This window comes from Parabacteroides timonensis, assembly GCF_900128505.1.
Lineage (GTDB): Bacteria > Bacteroidota > Bacteroidia > Bacteroidales > Tannerellaceae > Parabacteroides > Parabacteroides timonensis.
In genome coordinates, this window is sequence record NZ_LT669940.1 from 1,054,302 (window position 1) to 1,080,358 (window position 26,057).

16 protein-coding genes are annotated in these 26,057 nt (G+C 43.0%); 14 read left to right on the forward strand and 2 right to left on the reverse strand.

The features are described 5' to 3' along the window. Positions 1–521 precede the first annotated feature (521 nt). Positions 522–3,134, forward strand: coding sequence for a DUF6383 domain-containing protein (locus tag BQ7394_RS04785; RefSeq protein ID WP_075556322.1), 2,613 nt, complete (start codon positions 522–524; stop codon positions 3,132–3,134). Between the two features lie 87 nt (positions 3,135–3,221). Here the strand turns inward: BQ7394_RS04785 and BQ7394_RS04790 are convergent, their stop codons facing one another. Further along, the gene (locus BQ7394_RS04790; RefSeq protein WP_075556323.1) at positions 3,222–4,055 is read right to left on the reverse strand and encodes a hypothetical protein; all 834 of its coding nucleotides are present in this window, start codon (positions 4,053–4,055) and stop codon (positions 3,222–3,224) included. A 79-nt stretch (positions 4,056–4,134) separates the two neighbouring features. Here BQ7394_RS04790 and BQ7394_RS04795 point away from each other — a divergent pair, with 79 nt between their 5' ends. Continuing rightward, complete coding sequence (locus BQ7394_RS04795) at positions 4,135–5,565, forward strand: CCA tRNA nucleotidyltransferase (protein WP_075556324.1); 1,431 nt, start codon at positions 4,135–4,137, stop codon at positions 5,563–5,565. 129 nt (positions 5,566–5,694) lie between these two features. Here BQ7394_RS04795 and BQ7394_RS04800 read toward each other — a convergent pair whose 3' ends face one another. Continuing rightward, complete coding sequence (locus tag BQ7394_RS04800; protein ID WP_075556325.1) at positions 5,695–6,030, reverse strand: helix-turn-helix domain-containing protein; 336 nt, start codon at positions 6,028–6,030, stop codon at positions 5,695–5,697. Between the two features lie 192 nt (positions 6,031–6,222). On the opposite strand from BQ7394_RS04800, the gene BQ7394_RS25775 reads away from it, so the two are divergent. The 12 genes from BQ7394_RS25775 to BQ7394_RS04855 all read left to right on the forward strand — a co-directional run bounded on the left by BQ7394_RS25775 (position 6,223) and on the right by BQ7394_RS04855 (position 26,057). Then, positions 6,223–6,363: a hypothetical protein gene (locus tag BQ7394_RS25775; RefSeq protein ID WP_154674736.1), complete on the forward strand. Its 141-nt coding sequence runs from the start codon at positions 6,223–6,225 to the stop codon at positions 6,361–6,363. A 224-nt stretch (positions 6,364–6,587) separates the two neighbouring features. Next, on the forward strand, positions 6,588–9,635 hold the full coding sequence (locus BQ7394_RS04805; protein WP_394333687.1) for a SusC/RagA family TonB-linked outer membrane protein: 3,048 nt from the start codon (positions 6,588–6,590) through the stop codon (positions 9,633–9,635). Positions 9,636–9,647: 12 nt separating this feature from the next. Continuing rightward, a complete protein-coding gene (locus BQ7394_RS04810) occupies positions 9,648–11,582 on the forward strand; it encodes a RagB/SusD family nutrient uptake outer membrane protein (protein ID WP_075556327.1) in 1,935 nt (644 codons plus the stop codon). A gap of 222 nt (positions 11,583–11,804) precedes the next feature. Further along, entirely contained in the window at positions 11,805–12,971 is a 1,167-nt protein-coding gene (locus BQ7394_RS04815) for a Gfo/Idh/MocA family protein (RefSeq protein ID WP_075556328.1), read from the forward strand. A gap of 31 nt (positions 12,972–13,002) precedes the next feature. Next, entirely contained in the window at positions 13,003–16,101 is a 3,099-nt protein-coding gene (locus BQ7394_RS04820) for a beta-galactosidase, LacZ type (RefSeq protein WP_075556329.1), read from the forward strand. Positions 16,102–16,255: 154 nt separating this feature from the next. Then, positions 16,256–17,839, forward strand: coding sequence for an SUMF1/EgtB/PvdO family nonheme iron enzyme (locus BQ7394_RS04825; protein WP_075556330.1), 1,584 nt, complete (start codon positions 16,256–16,258; stop codon positions 17,837–17,839). 45 nt (positions 17,840–17,884) lie between these two features. Then, the gene (locus tag BQ7394_RS04830; RefSeq protein WP_075556331.1) at positions 17,885–19,270 is read left to right on the forward strand and encodes a Gfo/Idh/MocA family oxidoreductase; all 1,386 of its coding nucleotides are present in this window, start codon (positions 17,885–17,887) and stop codon (positions 19,268–19,270) included. Positions 19,271–19,273: 3 nt separating this feature from the next. Further along, positions 19,274–20,215 (forward strand): TIM barrel protein, encoded by a 942-nt coding sequence (locus BQ7394_RS04835; protein ID WP_075556332.1) that lies wholly within the window; start codon positions 19,274–19,276, stop codon positions 20,213–20,215. A 24-nt stretch (positions 20,216–20,239) separates the two neighbouring features. Continuing rightward, positions 20,240–20,929 (forward strand): helix-turn-helix transcriptional regulator, encoded by a 690-nt coding sequence (locus tag BQ7394_RS04840; RefSeq protein WP_210436524.1) that lies wholly within the window; start codon positions 20,240–20,242, stop codon positions 20,927–20,929. A 9-nt stretch (positions 20,930–20,938) separates the two neighbouring features. After that, the gene (locus tag BQ7394_RS04845) at positions 20,939–21,523 is read left to right on the forward strand and encodes a helix-turn-helix transcriptional regulator (protein ID WP_075556334.1); all 585 of its coding nucleotides are present in this window, start codon (positions 20,939–20,941) and stop codon (positions 21,521–21,523) included. 99 nt (positions 21,524–21,622) lie between these two features. After that, a complete protein-coding gene (locus tag BQ7394_RS04850; protein WP_075556335.1) occupies positions 21,623–23,971 on the forward strand; it encodes a TonB-dependent receptor in 2,349 nt (782 codons plus the stop codon). Positions 23,972–23,981: 10 nt separating this feature from the next. Next, on the forward strand, positions 23,982–26,057 hold the full coding sequence (locus BQ7394_RS04855) for a TonB-dependent receptor (RefSeq protein WP_075556336.1): 2,076 nt from the start codon (positions 23,982–23,984) through the stop codon (positions 26,055–26,057).

The window sequence follows — 26,057 nt, forward strand, 5'->3', positions numbered from 1 at the left end:
TTCGGGCAGGAAAAAGCCTTTGTTTATCCGGTGCGCAACACTTTTTAACTGTACTTTCGTTTTAAATGAACCTCCATTTTATTTAAAACAAAAAAAAATTCGTTTTAAACGAACTTGCAATTCCTTTAAAACGAGTTTTTGAAAATGATTTAGGGAGATATTTGTTAATTAATGTAATGAAAAATCTTCTAAAAACGATCTTAGGGAAGAGTGGAGTGTTTTTATTTCTTTGAAATGTGTGTCATATTGTTGTTTAAGTATGACTGTTTGAATCGTTTTGTTACAAAAGGCTTCCGTTTATGGCTACCTATATAATGAAAGTTTCATTCATTTCTACTATGTTTTTCTTTGAAAAGGCAATCTTTAATAACGTATGTAACATCTTGGCATTAAAAAGACTAGTTTTGTACAATATACATGATTATAAGTATCTTTAGCGTTTCTTATTGCATCTAGGAATTTAAAAAATCATATCTTTGTAGTTAGTATTAATAATATGTATAAACCAAAAGGGAAAATATATGAATAAAAAATCTACTCTAATAGCCGCTGCTTTGATGGCGGTAAGTTCGTTTACGGTTAGCGCGGCACCTGGTGATGAGGTCAATTCAAAAGAATGGACTGCTGGTAATTATTATTATTTGAAGTCTGATAATAATTATCTTTCTCTGTGTGGTACAAAAGCTGACTCTGTCGTATTTAAGGTTTTTGGAAATGAACCAAGTAAAGCAGCAAGAGATTCAGCTTTGTGGGAAATAACGAAAGTTAGAACCGAAACTGGTGGAAATACAATTTACCAGTTTAAAAATAAAAAGACAAAAGCTCTTTTGTCTTTTTCTCCGGTAGATTATAAACCTGTTTTAGCAGAAGGGGTAAGTGAATGGAGTATATCGTCTGATGGTAAGATTGTTTCTTATTTGGCTGAAGATAAGCTGATGGCATTTGCATTAGTTAATGGTACAGATGGAAAAAAAGATTTCGTTTTAAAAAAGAAAGTAACTGATGCTTCTGCTTTCACTGTTAATTACCCTGAATCAGCTGTCTCTTTAGAGGCTAATGAACTTGGGGATAATTTTAGTGTATTTCGTTTGTCTTTTGGAGATAAGTTTGACGGTGATATTTTCTCAGGGCAAGATATTGTAGCAAGTAAATCTGATAAAAATTGGGTAAGGTTGCAAGTGAAAGACGATATGACTTTCGATGATGGTAAGACTGCTAAATATTTTGGACTGGATACGACTAAAGTAGAGATAACAGGTGCCACTGATGTTTTTGGTGCCAAATTTGTGTTAGATTCTACATATACAGATGATGTTAAGGGCGGTATTAAGTATCATACGGTAGGTAATGGCGATTTTCAACAGTTCCAGTTTAAGGTTGATTTGAAGAATGATTCATTAGTAATGTTAGTAAAGAATGCTCCGATTGTAAATGGAGACCTGGAGCTTTGCGCTGAAAATGTTCAGGTTGTATTTACAAAGGTAGGTACCACTCAATTATTGACCGTTTCTAAAATAAATGAAGCTGGTAAGCCTATAAATGGAGCTGCTCCTTTTATCACTGTTGAAAAGGGAACTCCTGCTAAAATCGAAGGTGGTACAGGCGTTTACTTCTTGAAGAGTGCAAGTAAAGGAGAAAATGGAGGAAAATATATTTCATCTTTTAATGAAAAAGATCATAAGATTGTACCAATGACAACCGGAAAGCCTTCCGTAAATCAGCTAGAAGGACAATGGTACATCAAAGAAGATAATGGAATGTATAGCATTGTAGATCGTAAAAGTAATACATCTATGTTGCTTAAAGGTGAAGTTTTTGCTGTTCAGGGAATGGCTAATACATTTACATTCGGCGGCAATGCTGATTCTATCACTGTTGAACCTCAGAAAGTAAATCTTGATGACAAGTTCTTAGGATCGGCTAATTTCACAACAGCGGAAATGGCAAATAATGGTTATGCCTTAAATCTGATTCCTGCAGGTGCTGAAACAAGTTCTTCTTATACTGTTACGGCTGACTCAATTCTTCAGGTTAAATCTGTGGATGGAAAAGATGCTGTTATTTTTAAAATTGTCGCTGTTGATACATTAGAAATCGGTGGTGCACAAGCATTGAAAGATACAGTTTCTATTGTGAAATATCAGTTGAAGTCTCAGTTTAGCGATAAATACGTGGCTTATGATACAGAAAAGAAAAGCCTGAAAGTTTCTAGCTCTGCTGACGCACTTGATTTCTTCTTCAATATAAATGTTGACGGTGGTAAATATAGCATGAAAATAGCTACAGATAATAATGATGGTAAATTTATTACTGCTGATTTAGCTTCTTCAAACATGGTTCTATCAGAAACTCCGGCGTATTTCAATTTCGTTGAAATGGAAGCTCCTGAATATGGTGCATTCGAGTCTGGTAACAAACGTTTTACTTCAGATTTGAAGTCATTAACAATGAATCCGTTGAACTTTTTTGCAGAAGCAAAACAGGAAGGGCAGGATATTTTGAAGTCGACTTATGAAAAAGATAACTTTAGCTTGTGGTTGAGTAAATCAAAGGCTTCTACAGCTGAGAAACCGTTGTATTTCATTATGACTTCATTGGCTGTTGATGGTGTTCCGGGTGTTGATAGAGATTATTTCTATATGGTTTCTGGTCGCGATTCTTCATTGCTTTCTGGTAGTGCTGCTCGTGTAAACTTTATTAAAAACGATACAATTGAAACAATGAAGGATAGTTCTAAAAATCCGGCTTTGTTTGCATTAAAGGTTACAGAAAGTGGAAACTATCTGTTGGAAAATCAGAAAGAGGTAACTGTTGCTACAGGTACACCATATGTTGGCATTATAAATAACGTCGTAGTTATGACAAAAGACGGCGTTGAATTCTCCGTTGAAGCAGCTCCGGCTCCTGTTGCCAACGAAGAAATCGAAGCTCCTAATACTATTAAAGTAATAGGTGGCGTTGGTGAATTCAGTATCCGTAATGCACATGGAAAGAAGATCACAGTGTCGAACATCCTGGGCCAGACAATCGCTACACGTGTTGTTTCATCTGACTATGCTACAGTTCCGACAACAAGAGGTGTTGTGATTGTATCTGTCGATGGCGATCAGGCTTATAAAGTAATTGTGAAGTAAAAAGAGATATAGTCTCAAATAAAAAATCCGGCTCCCGTAATTAATGAGGGAGCCGGATTTTTTATTTAGATAAGAATGAGATTTGAATTACTCGGCATTGCTTTCCAGTTTATTTTTCAGATAGGCAATCCTATTTGTAGATTTATCCTTTTCCTTTATCAGATTTTCCAGATCGCTTAATACTATGGCCAGATCATAAGTTGCTGCGATCGCTTTTTTGTCGCCGTCGGCAATATATATCGTATAAGGTTTACCACCTGTATATTCTGCTTTGATACGCTCTTTTACGTTTGTGGCGATAAATTTGGCAGCATCGAGGCCTTTTTCACCTTTATAAGTAACGACCTCAGTTGTCTTTCCCAGATCCTTGAAACGGTAATTTACTCCACCGTCGTAAGCAATCGAAGCAGTTTCGGCAAACTGACCATCCGGCGTACTGACTTTTAATCCTGTATGATTGATCGGTGCACCGCCATAGAAAACGCTGGCAAGATAGATTTCACCTTTTTCATTAACTCCGCTACGAATATAACAACGTTGAACATTCCGTTCTATCGTCTGTTGTTTCCAGATATAATTCCCGATTTCTTCGTAGACGCTATCTTTTTCGAAAGAAAATCCTTTTTTCAGAGTCTCGGCTTCTTCTATTTTAATAGGGAGCAAGCTGTCACAAAATGCAATAGTCCGTTCCGCCTCTTTTAATTCAACCTGGCGCATAAGGGCCAGGCCTTCTTTCAAGACCTTGTATTCTTTCGGGTAGAGAGCACGGAGGCTATCTATTTCGCTTTTTGCAGCGAAGAATTCATTCCGTTCGTACATGCTTCTCGCATTGTTCAATCTGGCTTGTGCCTCTTTCTCCGTTTGGTTGCATGCAGCCAGGGTAATGGCGGCAAATGCGATACATATTGCTGACTTCTTCATGTTGTTTAGCTTATTCGTTCTGTCTGCAAAGATATATTTTTTATCTTTGCAGTCTCAATGAGTGAGATAAATAAAGCGAATGTATATAGATCAGGAAGATATTTTAAATCATATATCGGCTAAGCCGTTCCACATAATATCAGAGGCTGCAGACGAATTAGGTGTTGAGGCTTATGTGATTGGTGGTTACGTCAGGGATATTTTTTTATACCGTCCTTCGAAAGATATTGATGTTGTTGCGGTAGGCAGCGGAATAGAATTAGCAAAAGCAGTAGCTAACAAGTTAGGTAAAAAGACACATCTATCCGTGTTCAAAAACTTTGGAACGGCGCAGGTAAAATCCGGTGACCTGGAGATTGAGTTTGTCGGTGCCCGGAAAGAATCTTACAGTCATGACAGCCGGAAACCGATCGTAGAAGACGGTACACTTGAAGATGACCAGAATCGGCGTGATTTTACGATCAATGCGTTGGCTTTGTGTCTGAATAAAGACCGTTATGGAGAACTGGTGGATCCTTTCGGAGGTTTGGAGGATATGGATAATCTGATTATCCGTACACCGCTTGACCCCGATATAACATTCAGCGATGATCCGTTACGTATGATGCGTGCCGTCCGTTTTGCTTCACAATTAGGTTTTTTTATCCATCCCGATACGTTCGATGCTATCGAACGTAATAAGGAACGAATCTCTATTATCTCTAAGGAACGGATTGTGGATGAGTTGAATAAGATCGTACTTTCCCCCAGGCCTTCTGTCGGTTTTGAACTTTTGGATAAAAGCGGATTACTGCAACTGATATTCCCGGAATTATGTGCACTGAAAGGTGCAGAAACGAAAGAAGGGATCGGTCATAAGGATAATTTTGCTCATACATTAATGGTATTAGACCGTCTGAGCAAAACAACAGATAATTTGTGGCTTCGTTGGAGTGCAATCTTTCATGATATAGGGAAACCGGCCACCAAACGTTTTGATCCTCGTTTGGGCTGGACATTCCATAACCATAACTTTATAGGTGAACGTATGCTTCCGGGAATTTTCCGCCGCATGAAGTTGCCGATGAATGAAAAGATGAAATATGTCCAGAAAATGGTGACTCTGCATATGCGTCCCATTGCGTTGGCTGATGATGAGGTGACGGATTCGGCTATCCGCCGTCTTCTTTTCGATGCCGGAGACGACATAGACGATTTGATGAAACTATGTGAAGCCGATATAACTAGTAAGAACCCGGAGAAAGTGCGTCGTTTTCTTAATAACTTCCGTTTGGTTCGTGAAAAGCTGGCTGAAATAGAAGAAAAAGACCGGGTACGGAATTTTCAGCCTCCTGTTTCCGGAGAGGAAATTATGGAAATATTTGGTCTTCCTCCTTCTCAACCGGTGGGAGTTATAAAGGAGGCAATAAAAAATGCAATCCTGGATGGTGTGATACCTAATGAATACGAGGCTGCTAAACAGTTCATGCTGGAACGGGCGGCAAAGATGGGATTAACTCCTGTGAAATAATAATTCTGGGACTTAGTAGTTCTACTTTCATATCACGGATTACAATATGTGATCTGTAAATAATTAGAGCCGGCTTGCTTATTCAAGAAGTCGGCTCTGACTATTTTTTATTCTTCGGAAGAATGAAAGTCACTTTCCTTTTAGTAACTCTGTCGCTTGATCTCCGAAGACGATTTTTAATACTTGCTCTTTTTTGTCGTTATCTAACTTGATTTGTAAGACAGTTTCTGCTGATATGTTATTGTCTCTACTCAGGACGTATTTTTCAGGATATGCAATAATATCTATTACTGATTCCTGTAATGCATTTGCAATCTGTAATAATGTATTATACTTTAACTCCCGTTCACCTGACATGATAAGACTAAAACCAGCTTGTTTTATTCCAATCTGACTGGCTAGATATTCCTGGGAATACCCTTTGTTCCTGCGAATTGCGTCTATATTTCTTAATATATCGTTCATGTGAGCAATTTAACATTTGTGGTTTGAATAAATAAGCGATCTCTGTAATAAAAAATTGCACTTTTGTTTGCTAATATAACAAAATGCAATATCTTTGCCGTTGTGATATTCTTAATTCTCTTAATAGACTGTTTGTTCCCTTTTTGAAACATTTCGCTATTAAGTCTAATTGTTAACCAAATTTATTTGAATATGATATTGATCAATAATAAGTTGCGTTTGCCTGCAAACCTGATCACCCGGTATCGGAATGAACGGATCATTATCTGTGATTGTATGGCTTTTCAAAAACGTTCTTGTGGTATCTCCGTAATAAAGATTGCACTTTGTTAAGTTATGGGGATGATAATATCTAAGTTTTTTATGATTCACTAGTATTCATTTTAATATTGATTGCCTATGATTATGAATTTTTAAATCCAATGTTTAGAATCGGATATGTAATAGTATCCATTGTGTTTTTTAACCTTATATTCATTTAACAACAGACAAAAATGAAAGAATCTATTTTAGACGAACATTTTAGAAAATGTCGTGCTAAAAGCAATTTACTCAGAATGTTAACCTTATTGCTTTTTGCACTTTGCACGACGACTGTATTTGCTCAACAGAAAAATATCAGCGGAACAGTTACCGATGCCTCAGGTGAGCCTCTTATTGGTGTAAATGTTTCTGTAAAAGGAACTACGATCGGTATTATAACCGATATGGACGGTAAATATCAATTGGAAGTACCCACCAACGCTAAACTTGTCTTTTCTTATATCGGCTACCAATCGCAGGAGATTGCGGCAGGTAATCAATCATCGATCAATGTAACATTAAAAGAAGACACTCAGAAACTGGACGAGGTTGTAGTTGTCGGTTATGGAGTACAGAAAAAGGTAACGGTGACAGGAGCTGTCGCCAGTGTATCGGGGGAGGAGTTGAAAGCGTCTCCGACGAGTAACTTGACTAGTGCTATGGTCGGTCGTATGCCGGGTGTTATTGGTTTCCAAACAGCAGACGAACCGGGTGGCGGTGCTACGACTATTCGTATTCGTGGTACTAACTCCCTGGGTAGCAATGATCCGTTGATTGTAATTGATGGTATACCCGATCGTGATGGTGGTATGAACCGTTTGAACCCGAATGAGATTGAATCTATTTCAGTTTTGAAAGATGCTGCAGCCGCTATTTATGGTGCTCGCGCTGCTAATGGCGTAGTTTTGATTACTACCAAACGCGGTAAAGAAGGCAAACCGGTTGTTTCGTTCAATGCAAGTGGTGGATTCTCTAAGCCGACCCGCATACCGGAAATGACAAACTCGTATGAGTATGCAACAATGTTAAACGAAGTACTTCCGGGTTCTTTCTCCGATGAACAAATCGAGGGTTTCCGTACACACGCTGATCCATGGAAATATCCGGATACGGATTGGTTTGACGAAATTATAAAACCAGCCTCCCCTATCTATCGTGCTGATATCGGTATATCCGGTGGTACGGATAAAGTTAAATATTATGCTAATTTCGGTGCAAACGGCGAAGATGGTTTGTATAGAAATTCAGCCAACCGCTATGACCAGTATAGCTTGCGTACAAATTTGGATGTCAAGACCAGTCAATACGTAGATTTTCAGCTTGGAGTAGCTGCCCGTTTGGAAGATACCAAATATCCGGCTAAACAAGCAGGCGATATTTTTGGTAATGCACGTCGTACCCGTCCGGATCAACCGGCATGGTGGCCAACAGGTGAACCGGGACCGGCTATCGAACGTGGTGACAACCCGGCTGTAACGAGTACGGACCTTGCTGGTTTCGACCACTACAAAAACCAGTATATCCAGAATAACCTTTCCGTAAACGTAAAAGTGCCCTGGATCGAAGGGCTAACGTTGCGGGGTAACGCTTCTTATGATATTCATTTCCAGAATCGCCGAAAAATGGAAAAACCGGTTTACTTGTATTCCTGGGATGGAGTAAATGAAAGCAGCGAAGGTTTGAGTTCATCCAAGCAGTGGATAGATTCTCCGACACTGGAACGCAAACATACTGAACAACTCGGCTGGATGCTCAACGGTTTGATCGACTACAACCGTACATTCGGACAACACACGATCGGTGTTACATTCGGTATGGAAGGTCAGAAGAAACAATATGAAGAAACATTCGCTTATCGTACAGGGTTCATCTCAGACAGTAAACCAGAATTGAACTTAGGAGGTCAAGAAGGACAGATGGCAAATGGTTACTCTTGGAAAGAGACTCGTCTGAACTATTTCGGCCGTGTCTCTTATAACTATCTGGAACGTTATTTATTCGAATTTGTTTGGCGTGTCGATGGTTCCTACCGCTTCCCGAAAGATCAGCGCTACGGTTTCTTCCCTGGCGTATCAGCAGCCTGGCGTGTATCAGAGGAAGCATGGTGGAAAGATAATGTTCGTTTTATCGACTATTTCAAGTTGCGTGGTTCCGTGTCGCAGACCGGTAATGATGCCCTCGTAGATTCAGATAACAACTACGACCATTCCATCCAATATCTGACGACATACGCATTCAACAACAATGGTATAGCATTTGGTGGAACTGAAAATAAACGTTTGTATCCTAGCCGTACTCCAAATCCGAATATCACATGGGAAGTTGGGACTACTTACAATGTCGGTTTGGATCTCAAATTCTTACAGAACCGATTAAGTTGGGAGACGGATGTATTCTACCACAAACGTACGAATATGTTGATCTCACGTAATGCATCTCTGCCGGAAATCACCGGTATCACCTTACCGCGTGAGAACTTGGGGGAAATGAAAAATCGCGGTTTTGAATCTTTGGTAAGCTGGCAAGACAAAATCGGTCAGGTAGAATATGGGGCATCTCTGAATATGACATACGCAAGAAACCAGATTACCTTCTGGGATGAAGTGCAAAATGTTCCTGGATACCAGTTCTCAACAGGTAAAGCAGTGGGTAGCCGCGACTTGTTGTTTTATGTAGCAGACGGTATTTTCCATACCCAGGCAGAAATCGATGAGGCGCGGGTAAAAGGTCTGTTGTATTCAGATAACACGGTGCCGGGCGATATTCGTTTTAAGGATATGAATGGTGATGGAAAAATCGATGGTTTGGATCGCGTCCGTCCGGAGAAGAACCAGGAACCGCGCTTCGTTGCCGGTTTGACACTTACAGCCAGGTGGAAAGGTTGGGATATCATGTTATTGTTCCAGGGTGCAACTGGGGCTCAGGTATACATCGAAACCTGGTCCGGTCTGGTTGGTAATTTCCTGAAAAGTGACTTCGATAAACGGTGGACACCGGAAAATCCGTATTCGGAGGGTCCACGTGCATGGGACCGTGAGAATCAGTACTGGATTAACAATGATAACACCTATTTCTTGCGAAATGCCGATTACCTGCGTTTGAAGAATGCCGAGCTCGGATATACCTTTAATTTCGAAGGATTAAAGAAAGCGGGGATTTCCAATTTGCGCCTCTATGCAAACGGTTCTAACCTGTTTACCATTGACGGTGTAAAAGATGCCGATCCGGAACAGCGTAGTAAAGACTTAGGAGATTATCCTCTGAGACAAATCATCAATTTCGGAGTTCAAGTAACATTCTAAAACGTAATTATTATGAAAACAAGACTAAAATATATTTGTCTTTCGGCTGTCGCAGGACTAACACTATCATTCAGTTCCTGTTCCGACTTTATGGACCTGACACCGGAAGACCAGTATGATGAAGCAACCGTTTGGACGGATGCCGATTTGACAAAATCAGTTGTTACCGATGTTTATTCGTATGTATGCGACATCGCACAAGAAGTAAATCCTGAAGCATGGACAGATGACGGGTTTTTTACACACGTATATGGATGTCGTGATATAAACGAAGCAACCGTTTCTCCTAGCAACTTGGCCGCTTACGATCGTGACGACTGTCCGTTTAGATGGAGCAAACAGTTTAAAGCTATCTACCGTGCCAATCTCGTATTGGAAAATATAGACAACGTTCCTCAGAAAACCGGGGTAGACTTGAATGCTTTGAAAGGGGAGACCTATTTCCTTCGGGCGTATATCTATACGGAGTTGCTCCGTGGTTTCGGTGGCGTGCCTATCGTAGACCATGTGTACAGTATCGAAGAGGCTTCAGAAATGGAGCTACCGCGTTCCAACGTGGCTGATGTTATGGATTTTATATTAAAAGACATTGAACAAGCTGTTAGCTTATTGCCGGAACAACAGACCGGTGCAAACTTAGGGCGTGCAACGAGGGGAGCCGCTAAAGCGTTGAAGGCTCGTTTATTGCTGCATATTGCCAGTCCGTTGTTTGCAGACCGTTCTGTTAACACTTTGGCATGTAATCAATACACAGGCGACCGGCAAGCTTTATATCAAAAGGCACTGGATGCAGCTAAAGAGGTAATTAATGATGGCAATTATTCACTTATCGACTGTAATGCAGGTACAATCAAGGATATTGCAGAAAAATTCCATAATATCATTATCACGAATAATGACGAAACAATCTGGTCCAAACAGTATGTAAACAAAGATAAGGATGCCGACAACTGGGTTCGTAACCGTGTAGCTTTACTGCATGGTCCGAATGGATACCACAACTGGGCAGGTACTGCTCCGACTCATGATTTGGTCATGGCATTTGAGACGGAAGACGGAAAGATCCCGAACACCCTGTTGAAAGCCGGCGAAGAAACAACTGTGAATCCGTATACAAATCGCGAACCACGTTTCTATGCAACAATCGGCTATGACGGAGCAGAATGGGGACGCCCCAGAGCCTCTGATGGAGCTGTGTTCGATGCAACTCCACTGGGTAACCTGCAGTTCGGATATTATGAATTGAGTAGCGGTGGTGTTGAAGTTAATGCCATACAATCAGTAGATGATGAAAATAATGCTATCAAAAAGCAACAATTTAACGGTATGGTTGGTGTAGATACCCGTATGTCTAATATCGAAAACTGGAACGGAACGTACACAGGCTATCTGGAAAAGAAATTAATCGATGGTACGGTTTCTGCGACCGAACATAATTTCCAGATCTGTCCGATGCCGTATATCCGTTTGGCCGAAATGTACCTGATTGCAGCCGAAGCTTGTATTGAACTGAATAAGTTGGATGAAGCGGCTATTTATTTGGATGCCCTCCGTGGGCGTATCGGACGTCCGGATACAAGAGCTACTTTGGCTGTTCGGGGACAGGCTTTTAATCAGAATGATTTGCGTGAGTTTTTGCGTCATGAACGTCGTGTAGAATTAACTTACGAGCATTCTCGTTATTATGATGTACGTCGCTGGATGATAGCTCCGGAAACAGGCAGTAAAAAGTTGACAGGTATCACTATTGTAGGCCGTCTGAAACCGGGTAAGACTGCTACGTTACCATATGTACATGATGAAGACGTTTATAATTATACCTGGACCGTCCTCAATCTGAACTACATTGAGAAACGTAAATGGGATAACAAAATGTATTTTGCTCCTATCAAACTAGAGGAGACATTACGTAATCCGGCATTGGAGCAGAATCCGGGTTTCAAATAGAAATATAAAGGTATATTAGAGTATTATTATGGCACGTTGATCACGCAGGTTGCTCTGTAGTATCAGCGTGCCATGTATACAATTGAATAGGTAAAGGAAGGGGAGCAATTGCTGTTTATAGATCAATATCAAATATTAATATTACGAAATTTATTGTACATATTACAGCATTTTGTAACTTTGGGCAATCTCTCAATTCGTAATTCGTAAAATAGTATTATCATGAAAAACAGAAAGCTAAGAATGGGCATGGTAGGTGGTGGAAGTGATGCTTTTATTGGAGCTATCCATCGTCGTGCGGCCTTTATGGACAATCAGATTGAATTAGTTTGCGGATGTTTCAGCGTAGACCCTGAAATATCTAAAAGTTCCGGACTCTCTTATTTCCTCCCGGAAGATCGTATTTACAGTACTTATCAGGAAATGTTCGAACACGAAATGACTTTGCCGGAAGGCGAACGGATGGATTTTGTTACGATCGTAACACCTAACCGCTGGCATTTCGAACCCGCTATGATGGCTCTGGAAAGAGGCTTCCATGTTGTGGTGGACAAGCCGATGACCTTCTCATTGGAAGAAGCGAAGCAACTACAGAAAAAAGTAGAAGAAACCGGACTGGTATTGGCTCTTACTCATGTGTATTCAGCTTATCCTGCCGTGAAAGAAGCGAAAGCCCGTATCGCCAGAGGTGATCTGGGTAAACTGCGTCGTGTGTATGTGGAATACCTGCAAGGATGGCTTTCCGACCGGATCGAACTGCAGGGGGGAAACAATGCCGGATGGCGTACAGACCCTAAACGTTCGGGTAAAGCCGGCTGTATCGGGGATATCGGTACACATGCCTGGCATTTGAGTGAATATATAACCGGTCTTAAGGTACAGGAAGTTTGTGCCGACCTGAATGCTTTTGTACCCGGACGTCCGATCGATGACGATGGTGCCGCTTTCATGCGCTATGAGAATGGGGTGGTAGGTACGCTGACAGCTTCACAGGTTGCAGCCGGAGAAGAAAATAATATCCGTATCCGTATCTATGGAGACAAAGGCGGTCTGGAATGGCAGCAACAGGAACCGAACACCTTGTTGGCTAAATGGACCGACAAACCGACCGAAGTGATTCGGATGGGAAATAATGGATTTATAAGCGATACAGCCAAAATGAATACCCGTACACCGGGCGGTCACCCGGAAGGTTTCATCGAAGCATTTGCCAATATATACAGAAACTTCGCCCATACCGTAATGAGTATTAAGAAAGGAGAGCAGCCTTGTGAAGAATGCCTGGATTTCCCGACTGTATACGATGGCGTAAGAGGTATGCAATTCATTGAAACAATGGTGGAAGCCGGTTACAATGATAATCAGAAATGGCAGAAGTGGGTAGATTGATTACGCACATATATTGAAAACCTAATATCAAATGAAATTAAAAATGCTAGCTTGCTGTTGTTCCTTAATCGGAATGACAGCATTCGCTCAGAAAAATGAGTGGAAGGATCCAAACGTTAATGAGGTAAACCGTGCTTCGATGCATACCAATTATTTTGCGTATGAGACAGAGGATGCCGCGTTGAAGGGATGCAAAGAATCTTCAGGGAATTTTATGACCTTGAACGGAACCTGGAAATTTAACTGGGTACAGAATGCGGATGCTCGTCCGACAGATTTCTACCAGGTGAACTTTAACGATAAAGGGTGGGCGAATATGCCTGTTCCGGGGGTATGGGAACTGAACGGTTTCGGCGATCCTATCTATGTAAATGTAGGGTATCCGTGGAGAAACCAGTTTAAGAACAATCCTCCCGAAATTCCAGTAGAAAATAATCATGTCGGTTCATACCGGAAGGAAATAATTATTCCGGCAGACTGGAAGGGTAAAGAAATCTTCGCTCATTTCGGTTCTGTGACCTCCAATATGTATCTGTGGGTGAACGGACAATATGTAGGATACAGTGAAGACAGCAAACTGGAAGCCGAATTCGATCTAACCAAATACTTGAAACCCGGAAAGAACCTGATCGCATTCCAGGTCTTCCGCTGGTGCGACGGAACTTACCTGGAAGACCAGGACTTCCTGCGCCTGTCGGGGGTAGGACGCGATTGTTATCTGTATGCCCGTAATCCGAAGTATATCCAGGATATCCGTGTAACTCCGGATCTGGATGCACAGTATAAAGATGCTACATTGAATATTGCATTGAATCTGAAAGGTGGCGGTGTGGTCGATGTGAAACTGTTGGATAAGCAAGGCAATTCGGTTGCAACAACTACACTGAAAGGATCGGGTAAAGTTTCTGCCGATATGGCTGTTGCCAATCCGTTGAAGTGGACGGCTGAAACACCGAACCTGTACACTTTGGTTGCTACATTGAAAGATGGCAGTAAAGAGTTGGAAACAATTCCGGTAAAAGTCGGTTTCCGTAAAATCGAACTGAAAGGTGGTCAGATCCTGGTAAACGGACAACCAGTCTTATTTAAAGGGGCAGACCGTCATGAAATGGATCCGGACGGTGGTTACGTGGTATCACGTGAACGCATGTTGCAGGATATCAGAATAATGAAGGAATATAATCTGAATGCCGTTCGTACTTGTCATTATCCGGATGCAAACCTGTGGTATGACTTGTGTGATGAATACGGTATCTATGTCGTGGCTGAAGCCAATGTGGAATCTCACGGTATGGGATATGGTGAAGAAACACTGGCTAAGAATCCGCTGTATGCCAAGGCGCATATGGAGCGTAACCAGCGTAATGTACAGCGTGGGTTCAATCATCCGTCTATCATTTTCTGGTCGTTGGGGAATGAAGCCGGTTTCGGACCGAACTTCGAAGCATGCTATACCTGGATCAAGAACGAAGACAAGAGCCGTGCCGTTCAGTACGAACAAGCCCGTACGAATGAGTTTACAGATATCTATTGCCCGATGTACCTGGGATATGACAGATGCGAAGAATATTGCAAAGGTAATATCGACAAGCCGCTTATCCAATGTGAATATGCACATGCGATGGGTAACTCGCAAGGCGGATTTAAAGAATATTGGGATCTTGTACGCAAGTATCCGAAATACCAGGGTGGTTTCATCTGGGACTTCGTAGATCAGTCATTGCGTATGAAGAATAAGGATGGCGTAGAGTTTTATGGGTATGGTGGCGACTTCAACCGTTATGATGCAACAGACAACAACTTCCTCGATAATGGTTTGATCAGCCCTGATCGTAAACCGAATCCACATATGCATGAAGTAGGCCATATCTATCAGTCAATTTGGGTTACACCTTCTGATCTGGCCAACGGCGTAGTGAATGTGTATAATGAAAACTTCTTCCGTGATTTGAGCGGTTACTATGCTGAATGGGAATTGCTGGCAAACGGTGAAGTTGTCCAGACCGGTATGATCAAAGACCTGGAAGTTGCTCCGCAACAAACCAAGTCTGTCAAATTGAATTACAATACGGAAGGTATTTGTAAATGCAAGGAACTGTTATTGAATGTAGCGTTCAAACTGAAAAAGGCTGAAACAATGCTTCCAGCCGGATATACAGTAGCTAAAAATCAGTTGGTGATCCGTCCGTATGAAGCTCCGGAATTGAAACTGGCTAATGTAGAAAAGGTAAATATCGCAACAGTTATTCCTGTTATCAAGGAAAACGATTATAATTACCTGATCGTTTCAGGCGAAAACTTCCGTATCGAATTTAATAAACACGACGGTTTCCTTTGTAAATATGATGTGAAAGGACAAGCTATGATCGATGAAGGCGGCAAATTGACACCTAACTTCTGGCGTGCTCCGACCGACAACGACATGGGTGCCGGCCTGCAGAATAAATATGCAGCCTGGAAACAACCCGGTCTGAAACTGACTTCTATGACTAATAAGATTGAAAATGGTCAGGCTGTCGTAAATGCGGAATATACAATGGAGGCAGTTTCTGCCAAGCTGTATATCACCTATACGATCAACAACGAAGGTGCAGTGAAGGTTTCGCAGAAGATGGTTGCCGATAAGTCTGCTAAAGTATCGGATATGTTCCGTTTCGGTATGCAAATGCAGATGCCGGAAGAGATGGCACGCATTAAATACTACGGACGTGGCCCGTGGGAAAATTATTCGGATCGTAATAATGTAACCGACCTGGGTCAGTTCTGTCAGACAGTGGACGAACAGTTCTATTCTTATATCCGTCCGCAGGAAACCGGAACAAAGACTGATATCCGTTGGTGGAAACAAACGAACAAGGGTGGTAATGGTTTGATGTTTGTGGCTGAGGCTCCGTTCTCTGCTTCTGCATTGAATTATTCGATCGAATCGCTTGATGACGGCGTACAGAAAGACCAGAGACATTCGGAACTGGTTCAGAAGGTAGACTATACTAATTTGTGTATCGATAAAGCGCAGATGGGATTAGGCTGTGTGAATAGCTGGGGAGCGCTTCCTCTGGAAAAATATCGCCTGCCTTATGGAGATTATGAGTTTACTTTTATTATGACTCCGGTTCAGTCGAATTTATAAACTGAAAATTATTAAAAAAAGCATAATCGGTTTACGATTAACGTTAAATAGGCCGGTTATGCTTTCTTTATATTAAGGAAAATACTACTTTTATTGCCGATTTTTAAATCTAATTCTCAGGCTAAGTGTAAAATTTTGAATACCATAAAAACAGATGGCTACTAACAAAAATTCTAACCGATATTTATCAGATCCAAAGAAGTCTTTCTTCAGAGGAAAGACTTTTATGCTCCTTCTTGGAGTAATCTTCGGTGCCGGGGTTATGATCCTGGCCTATAATACTTCTGTCTATTTTTCTTCTGACGAATCTTGTATGATGTGCCATGTGCACCCTCATGTGGAAAATAGCTGGAAACTATCCAAACATGTAAATAACGGAAGTGGAGTGAAAGTACATTGTGTAGACTGTCACCTCCCGCCTAAGAACGATACATGGAACCATTATACGGCAAAAGCGAAACTGGGCTTGAAAGATGTCTGGTCTTTTATGACGAAAGACAGTGCCGATTTCGACTGGAATGCAAAGTCTGAACTGGAGCATGCCGTAAAATATATCCCTAACGAATCATGTAAAGAATGTCACCAGAATCTATTCCCCGAAGGGATTACGAACGATGGTATCACTGCACACCTTTATTATGATGAGAATGAAAAGAAACTGGACTTGCAGTGTATCAGTTGTCACCTGGATGCGGGACACTATAATCCGAACTATAACCATTCGAAGATGACGGGTGTACCGGGTCTGGCTTCCGGTGGCGGAGCGGTGGATACAAGCCTGTATTTTAAAGAACCGGCAGTGGTTACAGCTTTTGCCGATTTTAAGGAACAGATCCCCGGCACTCCGGTGTCGTTTAATATGGTGGCTGTTCCCGGCGGAACATTCAAGATGGGTAGCACTCCGAAAGAACCGTTCCACAAACCGGATGAAGCTCCTGTACGTGAGGTAACTGTCAGCCCGTTCTTTATGGCTGAACTGGAAGTAACCTGGGATCAGTACTGGGCATTCTACGGTAGCACGATGAGTGAAGGGCGTACACCTCCTGAAACAGTATATGCAAACAACAGCAACCCGGATGTAGATGCTATTTCCGGTCCGACTCCTCCGTTCGGTTTTCCCGATCAGGGATGGGGTGGCGGCGATCGTCCGGCTATCACGATGACACATTATGCAGCTGAAACATTCTGCCAGTGGTTGTCAAAGAAGACAGGCAAGAAATACCGCCTGCCGACCGAAGCCGAATGGGAATATGCAGCCCGTGGCGGTACGGAAACTCCTTACTTCTTCTCCGGTAGCCCGAAAGATTTCTCGGATCAGGGTTTCTGGCGTAAGTTCTTCGATGCAAAGACCGACAGCATCAGCTCGTTCGTTATTTACAATAAGAACAGTAAGAATAAGACACAAGAACCGGATCTGGTGAAAGCCAATCCGTTCGGATTAAAGAATATGTTGGGTAATGTCATGGAATATTGTGCAGACAAGTACGATCCCGAAGCTTACTGCAAGGGAGGCAACGCTGTAACAAATCCGTTGGTGACAGAAGGAACAGAATGGGTAGTGCGCGGAGGTAATTATACTTCGGACGCTGCAGATGTTCGTTCGGCAGCCCGCGACTATACCAAACATGATGCGTGGTTGAAGACAGATCCGCAACAACCAAAGAGTATCTGGTGGTACTCAGATATACGCGGTATTGGCTTCCGTGTAGTATGTGAGCCCGATGCTTCAATTAAGTAGTAGACTAGTGTAAAAATTATATCAATTCTTTAAATTTGCTATATCATGAAAAAGGAAAACAGTATCAGTAGAAGATCGTTTTTAAAAAGCTCGGCTATGGCTGGTGCACTGGGTGCAATCGGTACAGGTAGTGCGGCTAGTGTTTTAACATCTTGTGACGGTGGAAGCAAAGCGAATGCTTTGAAGCCGTTGAAAGAACCCGGAACATATTACGTTCCCGAATTGCCCGACCTGGCAACAGACGGACAGGAACTGAAAGCCGGTGTTATCGGTTGTGGCGGACGTGGTTCCGGTGCAGCATTCAACTTCCTGAATGCCGCTAATGGTGTAACAATCGTTGCATTGGGTGACACTTTCCAGGAAAGAGTAGATGATCTGGCTGGAAAGCTGAAAAAAGATAAGAATATCGACATTCCGGCCGACAAACGTTTCGTAGGTCTGGATGCTTATAAGCAAGTAATAGACAGTGGAGTAGATGTAGTTATTATTGCAACTCCTCCTGTGTTCCGTCCGGTACATTTCCAATATGCAACAGAAAAAGGAAAACATTCATTCCTTGAAAAACCGATCTGCGTAGACCCGGTAGGTTATCGTACGATTATGGCTACAGCTAAACAGGCTGATGCTAAGAACTTACGCGTGATCACAGGTACACAACGTCATCACCAGCGTCCTTATGTAGAATCTTATAAGAAGATTATGGAAGGTATGATCGGTGAGATTACAGGCGGTACCGTTTACTGGAACCAGAGTATGTTGTGGTTCCGTGAACGTCAGAAAGAATGGAACGATTGCGAATATATGATCAAGGACTGGGTGAACTGGAAATGGTTATCCGGTGACCATATCGTTGAACAGCATGTACATAATATCGACGTATTCACTTGGTTCAGTGGTCTGAAACCGGTGAAAGCAGTAGGTTTCGGTTCTCGTCATCGTCGTGTTACCGGTGACCAGTATGATAACTTCAGTATCGACTTCACTATGGAGAACGGTATCCATATGCATAGTATGTGTCGTCAGATTGACGGTTGCGTAAGCAATGTAAGTGAATTTGTCCAGGGAACAAAAGGTTCATGGGATAGCTCTACTATGGAGATCAAAGATCTTGCCGGTAATGTGGTATGGAAATACGATTATGAAGCAGAGAAAGCAAACTTCAAACAGACTGACCCGTATACATTGGAACATGTAAACTGGATTAACAGTATCCGTGGTAACAAACCGCTTCAGCAGGCTTCTGAAACAGCTATTGCCAATATGGCTGCTATTATGGGACGCGAATCGGCTTACTCCGGTGCAGAAACAACTTGGGATGCTATGACGGCTTCTCCGTTGGATTATACTCCGAAAGACCTGAATCTGGGTAAGATGGATATGAGTACATTTACTGTTCCGGTTCCGGGTAAACCTCTTGAACAAAAGAAATAAGATATGACTCTGAATAGAAGAAACTTTTTAAGAACAACCCTTTCCGGTGCTGCAGTTGCTGCTGTCAGTACCGGGGCGTTGGCTTCCTGTGCCGGCAAGGCTTCTTCGGATGAAAAATGTCCGGAGACTAAATCTTGCTGTAACAGTAATGCAAAACTGAACCTTTCTTTCCAGGAAGGAACTCCCCCGGGTGAAAGCCTCAACGAGAAGTTCGATTATATGGAGAAGATGGGTATCGTCGGTTTTGAACCGGGCGGACGCGGATTGAAAGACCGTGTGGGTGAGATCAAACAAGCCCTGAACGGACGTAACATCAAAGTCAGTGCCATCTGTGCAGGTTTCGAAGGTTTTATCCTTTCTACCGATCCGGCTATCCGTCAGAAATGTATGGATACAATGAAAGAGATCATTACGGCTGCCGGCGAACTGGGTTCGACAGGCGTTATCATCGTTCCGGCGTTCAACGGACAGGTGCCGGCACTTCCTCATAACCAGGAAACCCGCGACTTCCTTTGCGAACAGTTCAACGAGATGGGTAACCATGCGGCTCAGAACGGAACGACCGTTATTTTTGAACCATTGAACCGTAAAGAATGTTTCTATATGCGTCAGGTAGCCGATGCTGCTTCCGTATGCCGGGATATCAATAATCCGGGCGTTCGTTGCATGGGTGACTTCTGGCATATGACCTGGGAAGAAACTTCCGACATGGGAGCGTTCCTCTCGGCGGGCGACTATCTGCAACACGTACACGTAGCAAGCCGCAAACGACGCAGCATGCCGGGTGAAGACGGTGATGCGGATAACTATATAAATGGCTTCAAAGGCCTGAAGATGTTGGGTTATGATAAATATGTAAGTTTCGAATGCGGATGTCAGGGTGATCGTAACACGGTTCTTCCTGCCGCAGTGGAATTATTACGCAAACAATGGGAAGAAGCATAAATTATGCCTTTAGTATATCCTAATATGCAAATGAGCGAGGTGGTGGAAGAACATCCCTCGCTCATTCCTGTAATCAACCGGTTTGGTATCCGCCTTGGATTAGGCGACAAATCGGTGAAAACGATCTGTGACGAATATCAGTTGGATACGGATTTCCTGCTGACAGTGATCAATACGTTCCTGAATGAAGAGTATTTTCCGGAGAGGAAGCTACAAACATTCCATACTTCGCAGATCATCGATTACCTGACCAAGACCAACCAGTATTATTTACGTTATCAACTGCCGAACATAGAGCGGCATCTTACCTCTTTTATCTCTATGAGTACACCGGGCAACAATACGTTGAACCTGATCGGTAAATTCTTCTCTTCTTTTAAGGAAGAGTTGACATCACGCATAGAGAAAGACGATCAGATATGGTTTCCCTATTGTCTGTCTTTAAGTGAAAAGATCAACGGCTGTCAGGCCTCGGATGGAGCCGAAGTGCTTCAGCTCGGTGGCGAGCAACGGTTGGAAGACCCTATTGAAGCCTTGCTTTCCGACTTGAAAGGCATTATGGTTAAACATCTTTCGGGCGATTATAACGAGAATTTATGTTATGCCGTGATCTTCGGGATCAGCAGTCTCGCGAAAGACATCAAGCAACATAACCGTATCCGCTACCGTATTCTTACTCCGATGGTTTCGGCTATGGAAAAACTGTGTAAATAACTCCTGTTGATGCATAGAACCAGGCAAATAGCAATCATTTTATCCGATACTTTGCAGAGTATTGGTCTTCAGAGCTTGCTTACCGACTATTTCCCTCCTGTGGAAGTGTGTTGGTTCCCTACGTTCGATGCATTCAATATCGATGGTTGTAACGATACGTTCGATTACTATTTTACCTCACCCGAGACACAGGTTATGAACGGTGATTTTTTCCTTCCCCGTCGTAGTAAGACGATTGTGTTAATCAATGGGGGAGAAGGAGACGGTGGAATTTCTACAACGAATCATATCACGATAAAAGCTTCCCAGGAGATTATCATCGAGCAGTTGCAGCAATTGCTGACCAACGATAACTCCGGTAATTTATCCGGGGATACGAACAAAGATCTTTCCACTCGCGAAACCGATGTCCTCCAATTGATCGTAAAAGGTATCACCAACAAGGAAATAGCCGATAAATTAAGTATCAGTCTTAACACAGTTCTTACTCACCGGAAGAACATCACTACTAAATTAGGCATTAAAACCGTTTCCGGCCTGACTTTCTATGCCATCATGAACGGGATCATTTCGGGTGATGATATAGAATTGTAGAAATAGCGTTATAGTGTTAAAATCACTACATGTAGTGATTGATTGTGTTGTATCTTTCCTGTTCCTTTGCAATCATAAAATACTAATAGTTCGAGTACAATGAAACAACGCTACCTGTGTGTGCTGGTTGTCAGTTCTCTTTGGGGGATACAAACTTTGAAGGCTGATGAGGTAAAAGTGAATATCAATGAAAATGATACCATCAAAACGTATAATATCGATGAGGTCATTGTGACTTCTTCGACGAAGGAAACGAACGACCTGCGTCTGTTGCCCGGTTCTGTTTCTATCCTTTCCCCACAAGCTATTTCCGGACGTCAGATCGATGCGTTGAAAGATATCAGTTCCTTTGTCCCTAACCTGTATATGCCGGATTACGGTTCGAAGATGACTTCGGCTATTTATATCCGTGGTATCGGTGCACGAAGCAGCGGACAGTCGATCGGGCTATATGTAGATAATGTGCCGTATCTCGATAAGAGTACGTTTGATTTCGAACTGAACGATATTCAGCGTATCGAAGTGTTGCGTGGTCCGCAGGGAACATTGTACGGTCGTAATGCGATGGGAGGTATCGTGAATATTTATACCTTGTCACCTTTCAATTATCAGGGTACGAAACTTTCCCTTTCCGGAGGCAACTATGGTGCTTTTAAGGCAAAGGCGGCCCACTACCGGAAATTGAGTGAGAAGGTCGGGCTTTCCCTTAGCGGTTACTATGATCGTAACGACGGTTTTTTTGTCAACGAATACGATAATACCCGGGCAGATAAGGAAGAGTCGGCAGGCGGACGTTTCAAACTGGACTGGCTGATCACTCCGAACCTGAAGGCGCAATATACATTCAACTACGATTATGTCAATCAACGGGCTTTCCCGTACGGACTTTACAATAAGGAGACGGGAGTGGTAGAACCTATCCGCATCAACGATCCCAGTTCGTATGAGCGTAATATGCTGAACAATAGTCTTTACCTGGAATGGAAAACTGATAAGTTCCTGCTTTCTTCGACCACTGCTTACCAGTATCTGAAGGATGATATGAAAATGGACCAGGACTATACCGAAAAGTCTATCTTCACCCTCAACCAGAAACAGAAACAATATGCCTGGAGCGAAGAAGTGGCGATCCGTTCGAACGATAAGAAGAATTACCAGTGGAGTTTCGGGGCTTACGGCTTCTATAATAGCCTGAAGACAGATGGGCCGGTGATGTTTAAGAAGGATGGTATAAAGGAGGTTTTGCAGGCTGCTTTCGATAAAATTCCTTTTCCTAAGTTTACCGTTAAAGGAGAAAATGATCAGATATATTTTCCCGGCTATTTTGAAACGCCTACTTATGGTTTAGCTCTGTTTCACCAATCGACATATAATGATTTGTTTATTCCCGGACTATCCCTGACAGCCGGTTTGCGTCTGGATTATGAAAAGGCGAAGATGAATTATGATTCATCGGTGGAAGGCATGACGATTAATATGTTTTTACCCAGTATGGCTCCGGGTATGCCAACCATTAATCAGGACTTTCCTGTAACTTCCCGTCTGGCGGGAGAAGAATCGCAGGATTTTCTGCAACTACTACCAAAAGCGTCTCTGCGTTATCAGTGTTCGCCGGGAACATTTACTTATATTTCTGTAGCTAAGGGTTATAAAACAGGAGGATATAATGTACAGATGTTTGGCGACCTGGTACAGGCTCAGGCACAGTATGACCTAAAGGAAGAAATAAAGCAGATAATGCCTCCGGGAATGGGAGGAATGTTTGAAAATCCCGAATTGCCGCCTGTATCCGATGTTGCCTCTTACAAGCCGGAACATAGCTGGAATTATGAGATCGGTGTTCGTAGCGAACTGCTTAAAGATCGTTTGAATATGGAACTGACGTTGTTTTATATGGATATTAGCGATTTGCAGTTGACTACGTTCGCCACGAATGGTAGCGGTCGTATGATAACAAACGGTGGTAAAGCCGATAGCTATGGTGTGGAGGTCAGTCTCCGCAGCCTTATCACCACAGGTCTGACCGCCGACTTGAATTATGGCTTTACCCGTGCCACTTTCCGTGATTATGCTACCTTGGATAAAGACGAGGTGGAGACGAACTATAAAGATAATTTTATCCCGTATACCCCGCGTCATACCGTTAGCCTGGGGTTGCAATACACCAAGTTGCTGCCTAACTACTGGCTCGACCAGTTCACCATCTCCGCCCAGTACACCGGAGCCGGAAAGATATTCTGGACGGAAACCAATGATATCAGCCAGAACTTTTACGGTGTGTTGAACGGCAAAGCAGGTGTCCGCAAAGGGGCCGTTAACCTCAACGTCTGGAGTCGTAATATCACGAATACGGATTATCAGGCTTTCTATTTCGAATCATTCAATAACTCATTCATACAAAAAGGCAAACCGTTCCAGATAGGAGCGGAGGTGTCGGTGGCTTTCTAAAGAAACATATATGAAAATAGTACTCTTATCTTGTTGTTTCTTTCTCTCCGTATTATCTGTTAAAGCGGAAGACCAGGATACGACAAAAGTCCGTCAGGTCGATCTGAACGAGGTGGTTGTCCAATCATTCAAACAGAACAGGGATCTGCGGTTGGAGCCATTATCGGCTTCGTCCGTCACAGGGACAGCGATACAAAATAAGCATATCACCGATATTAAGGAATTCAGTTCCTTTATCCCGAACCTGTTTATGCCGGATTACGGTTCGAAGCTGACTTCACCCGTTTATATCCGTGGGATAGGTTCGAAGATCAATGCCCCTTCGGTCGGTCTTTACGTAGACGGTATCCCTTATTTCGAGAAGTCTGCTTTCGATTTCAACTTCACCGAGATCGACCGGATGGAAGTACTGCGTGGCCCGCAGGGAACCTTGTACGGACGTAACACGATGGGAGGAATTATCAATGTATATACCAAATCGCCATTGAAGTATCAGGGCACGAATGCATGGATCTCTAACGGTACCTATGGTAATCGCGATTATGCCCTTTCCCGGTATGCAAAGGTCGGGGAGACTTTCGGTTATGCCCTTTCTGCCAATTATAACCGGAGTGACGGATATTTCACCAACCTGTACACTGATAAGAAAGCCGACGACCAGAAAGCCGGTTCAGGACGCATCCGTCTCGAATGGAAACCGACAGACCGATTATCGCTGGGCCTGATGAGTTCGTATGATTACTCCAAACAGGGCGGCTATCCCTACGCCGTTTGCGACTCCCTGACGCATCAGCCGGGCGATGTCAATTATAACGATTATAGTTTTTATAAACGGGCTATGTCTACTACCGGTCTGACGGTCGAGTACCGTGGAACGGGTTACAGCCTGAGCAGTAAAACCGCTTTCCAATATCTCTCGGATCACCAGGGGATCGACCAGGACTTTTCTGTACAAAGCATTTATTTTGCCCGGCAGGATCAGAAACAGAAGATGTTGTCGGAAGAGTTTAATATCAAATCGACAACGGCCGGCCGTTATAAGTGGCTGTTCGGTGCATTCGGTTTCTGGCAGGGGATCGATAATACGGTGACGCTGGATTATCTTTCTGCCCAATACAGTACGCGGAAATTGTATGATACTCCCACTTACGGTTTTGCCCTCTATCACCAGTCTACGTTGGATAGCTTGCTGGTGGACGGTCTGTCCCTGACTCTCGGTGTTCGCTACGATTACGAACGGGCTTCCACGGATTATCTGGCCTTTAAAGATACCGGAGGCAGCAGTAGCCAGACAGATAATTTTTACAGTAAACTGAAATTTAGCCAGGTGACGCCCAAGATCGCTTTGCAATATATGTTCCCCTCTACCGGTCTGCTGTATGCTACCGTGACGAAGGGGTACAAGACCGGTGGTTTTAATACCTCTTTCGAACGTGAGGAAGACCGCTCTTTCAATCCCGAAAGTAGCTGGAACTATGAGTTGGGAGGGAAACACCCTTTTCTCGACAATCGGTTGCGTGCCGAAATCGCCCTTTTCCGGATCGACTGGAAGAACCAGCAGATCAGCCAGACACTTCCTTCCGGCAGAGGATCGATGTTGACGAATGCCGGTCGTAGTGTAAGTAAAGGGATAGAAGTCAGCTTGCAGGGTAATCCGGTGAACGGCCTGATGGTGCAGGTGAATTATGGCTTTACTCATGCCACATTTAAAGAGTATGTCGATGAAAAGAAAAATATCGATTACTCCGGCAATCGACTGCCGATGGTTCCTTCGCACACCTTTGCCGTCGGAGCCGACTACACGATATCGAATCCATGCTCCCATATCGACCGCTTCCTCGTTAGTCTGAACTATACCGGGACGGGCCAAATCTATTGGAAGGAAGACAATAAAGTTTCCCAGTCTTATTACGGACAATTGAACGGAAAAGTTTCTGCAACCAAAGGATTTGCTACCTTTGCAATCTGGGCTAAAAATATAACGAATACCCAATATAACGCTTTCTATTTCGAGTCGGGAGGAAAAGGGCTGGCACAACGGGGCCGTCCGTTCACGATCGGGGGAAGTGTGGCCATTTCGCTTTAG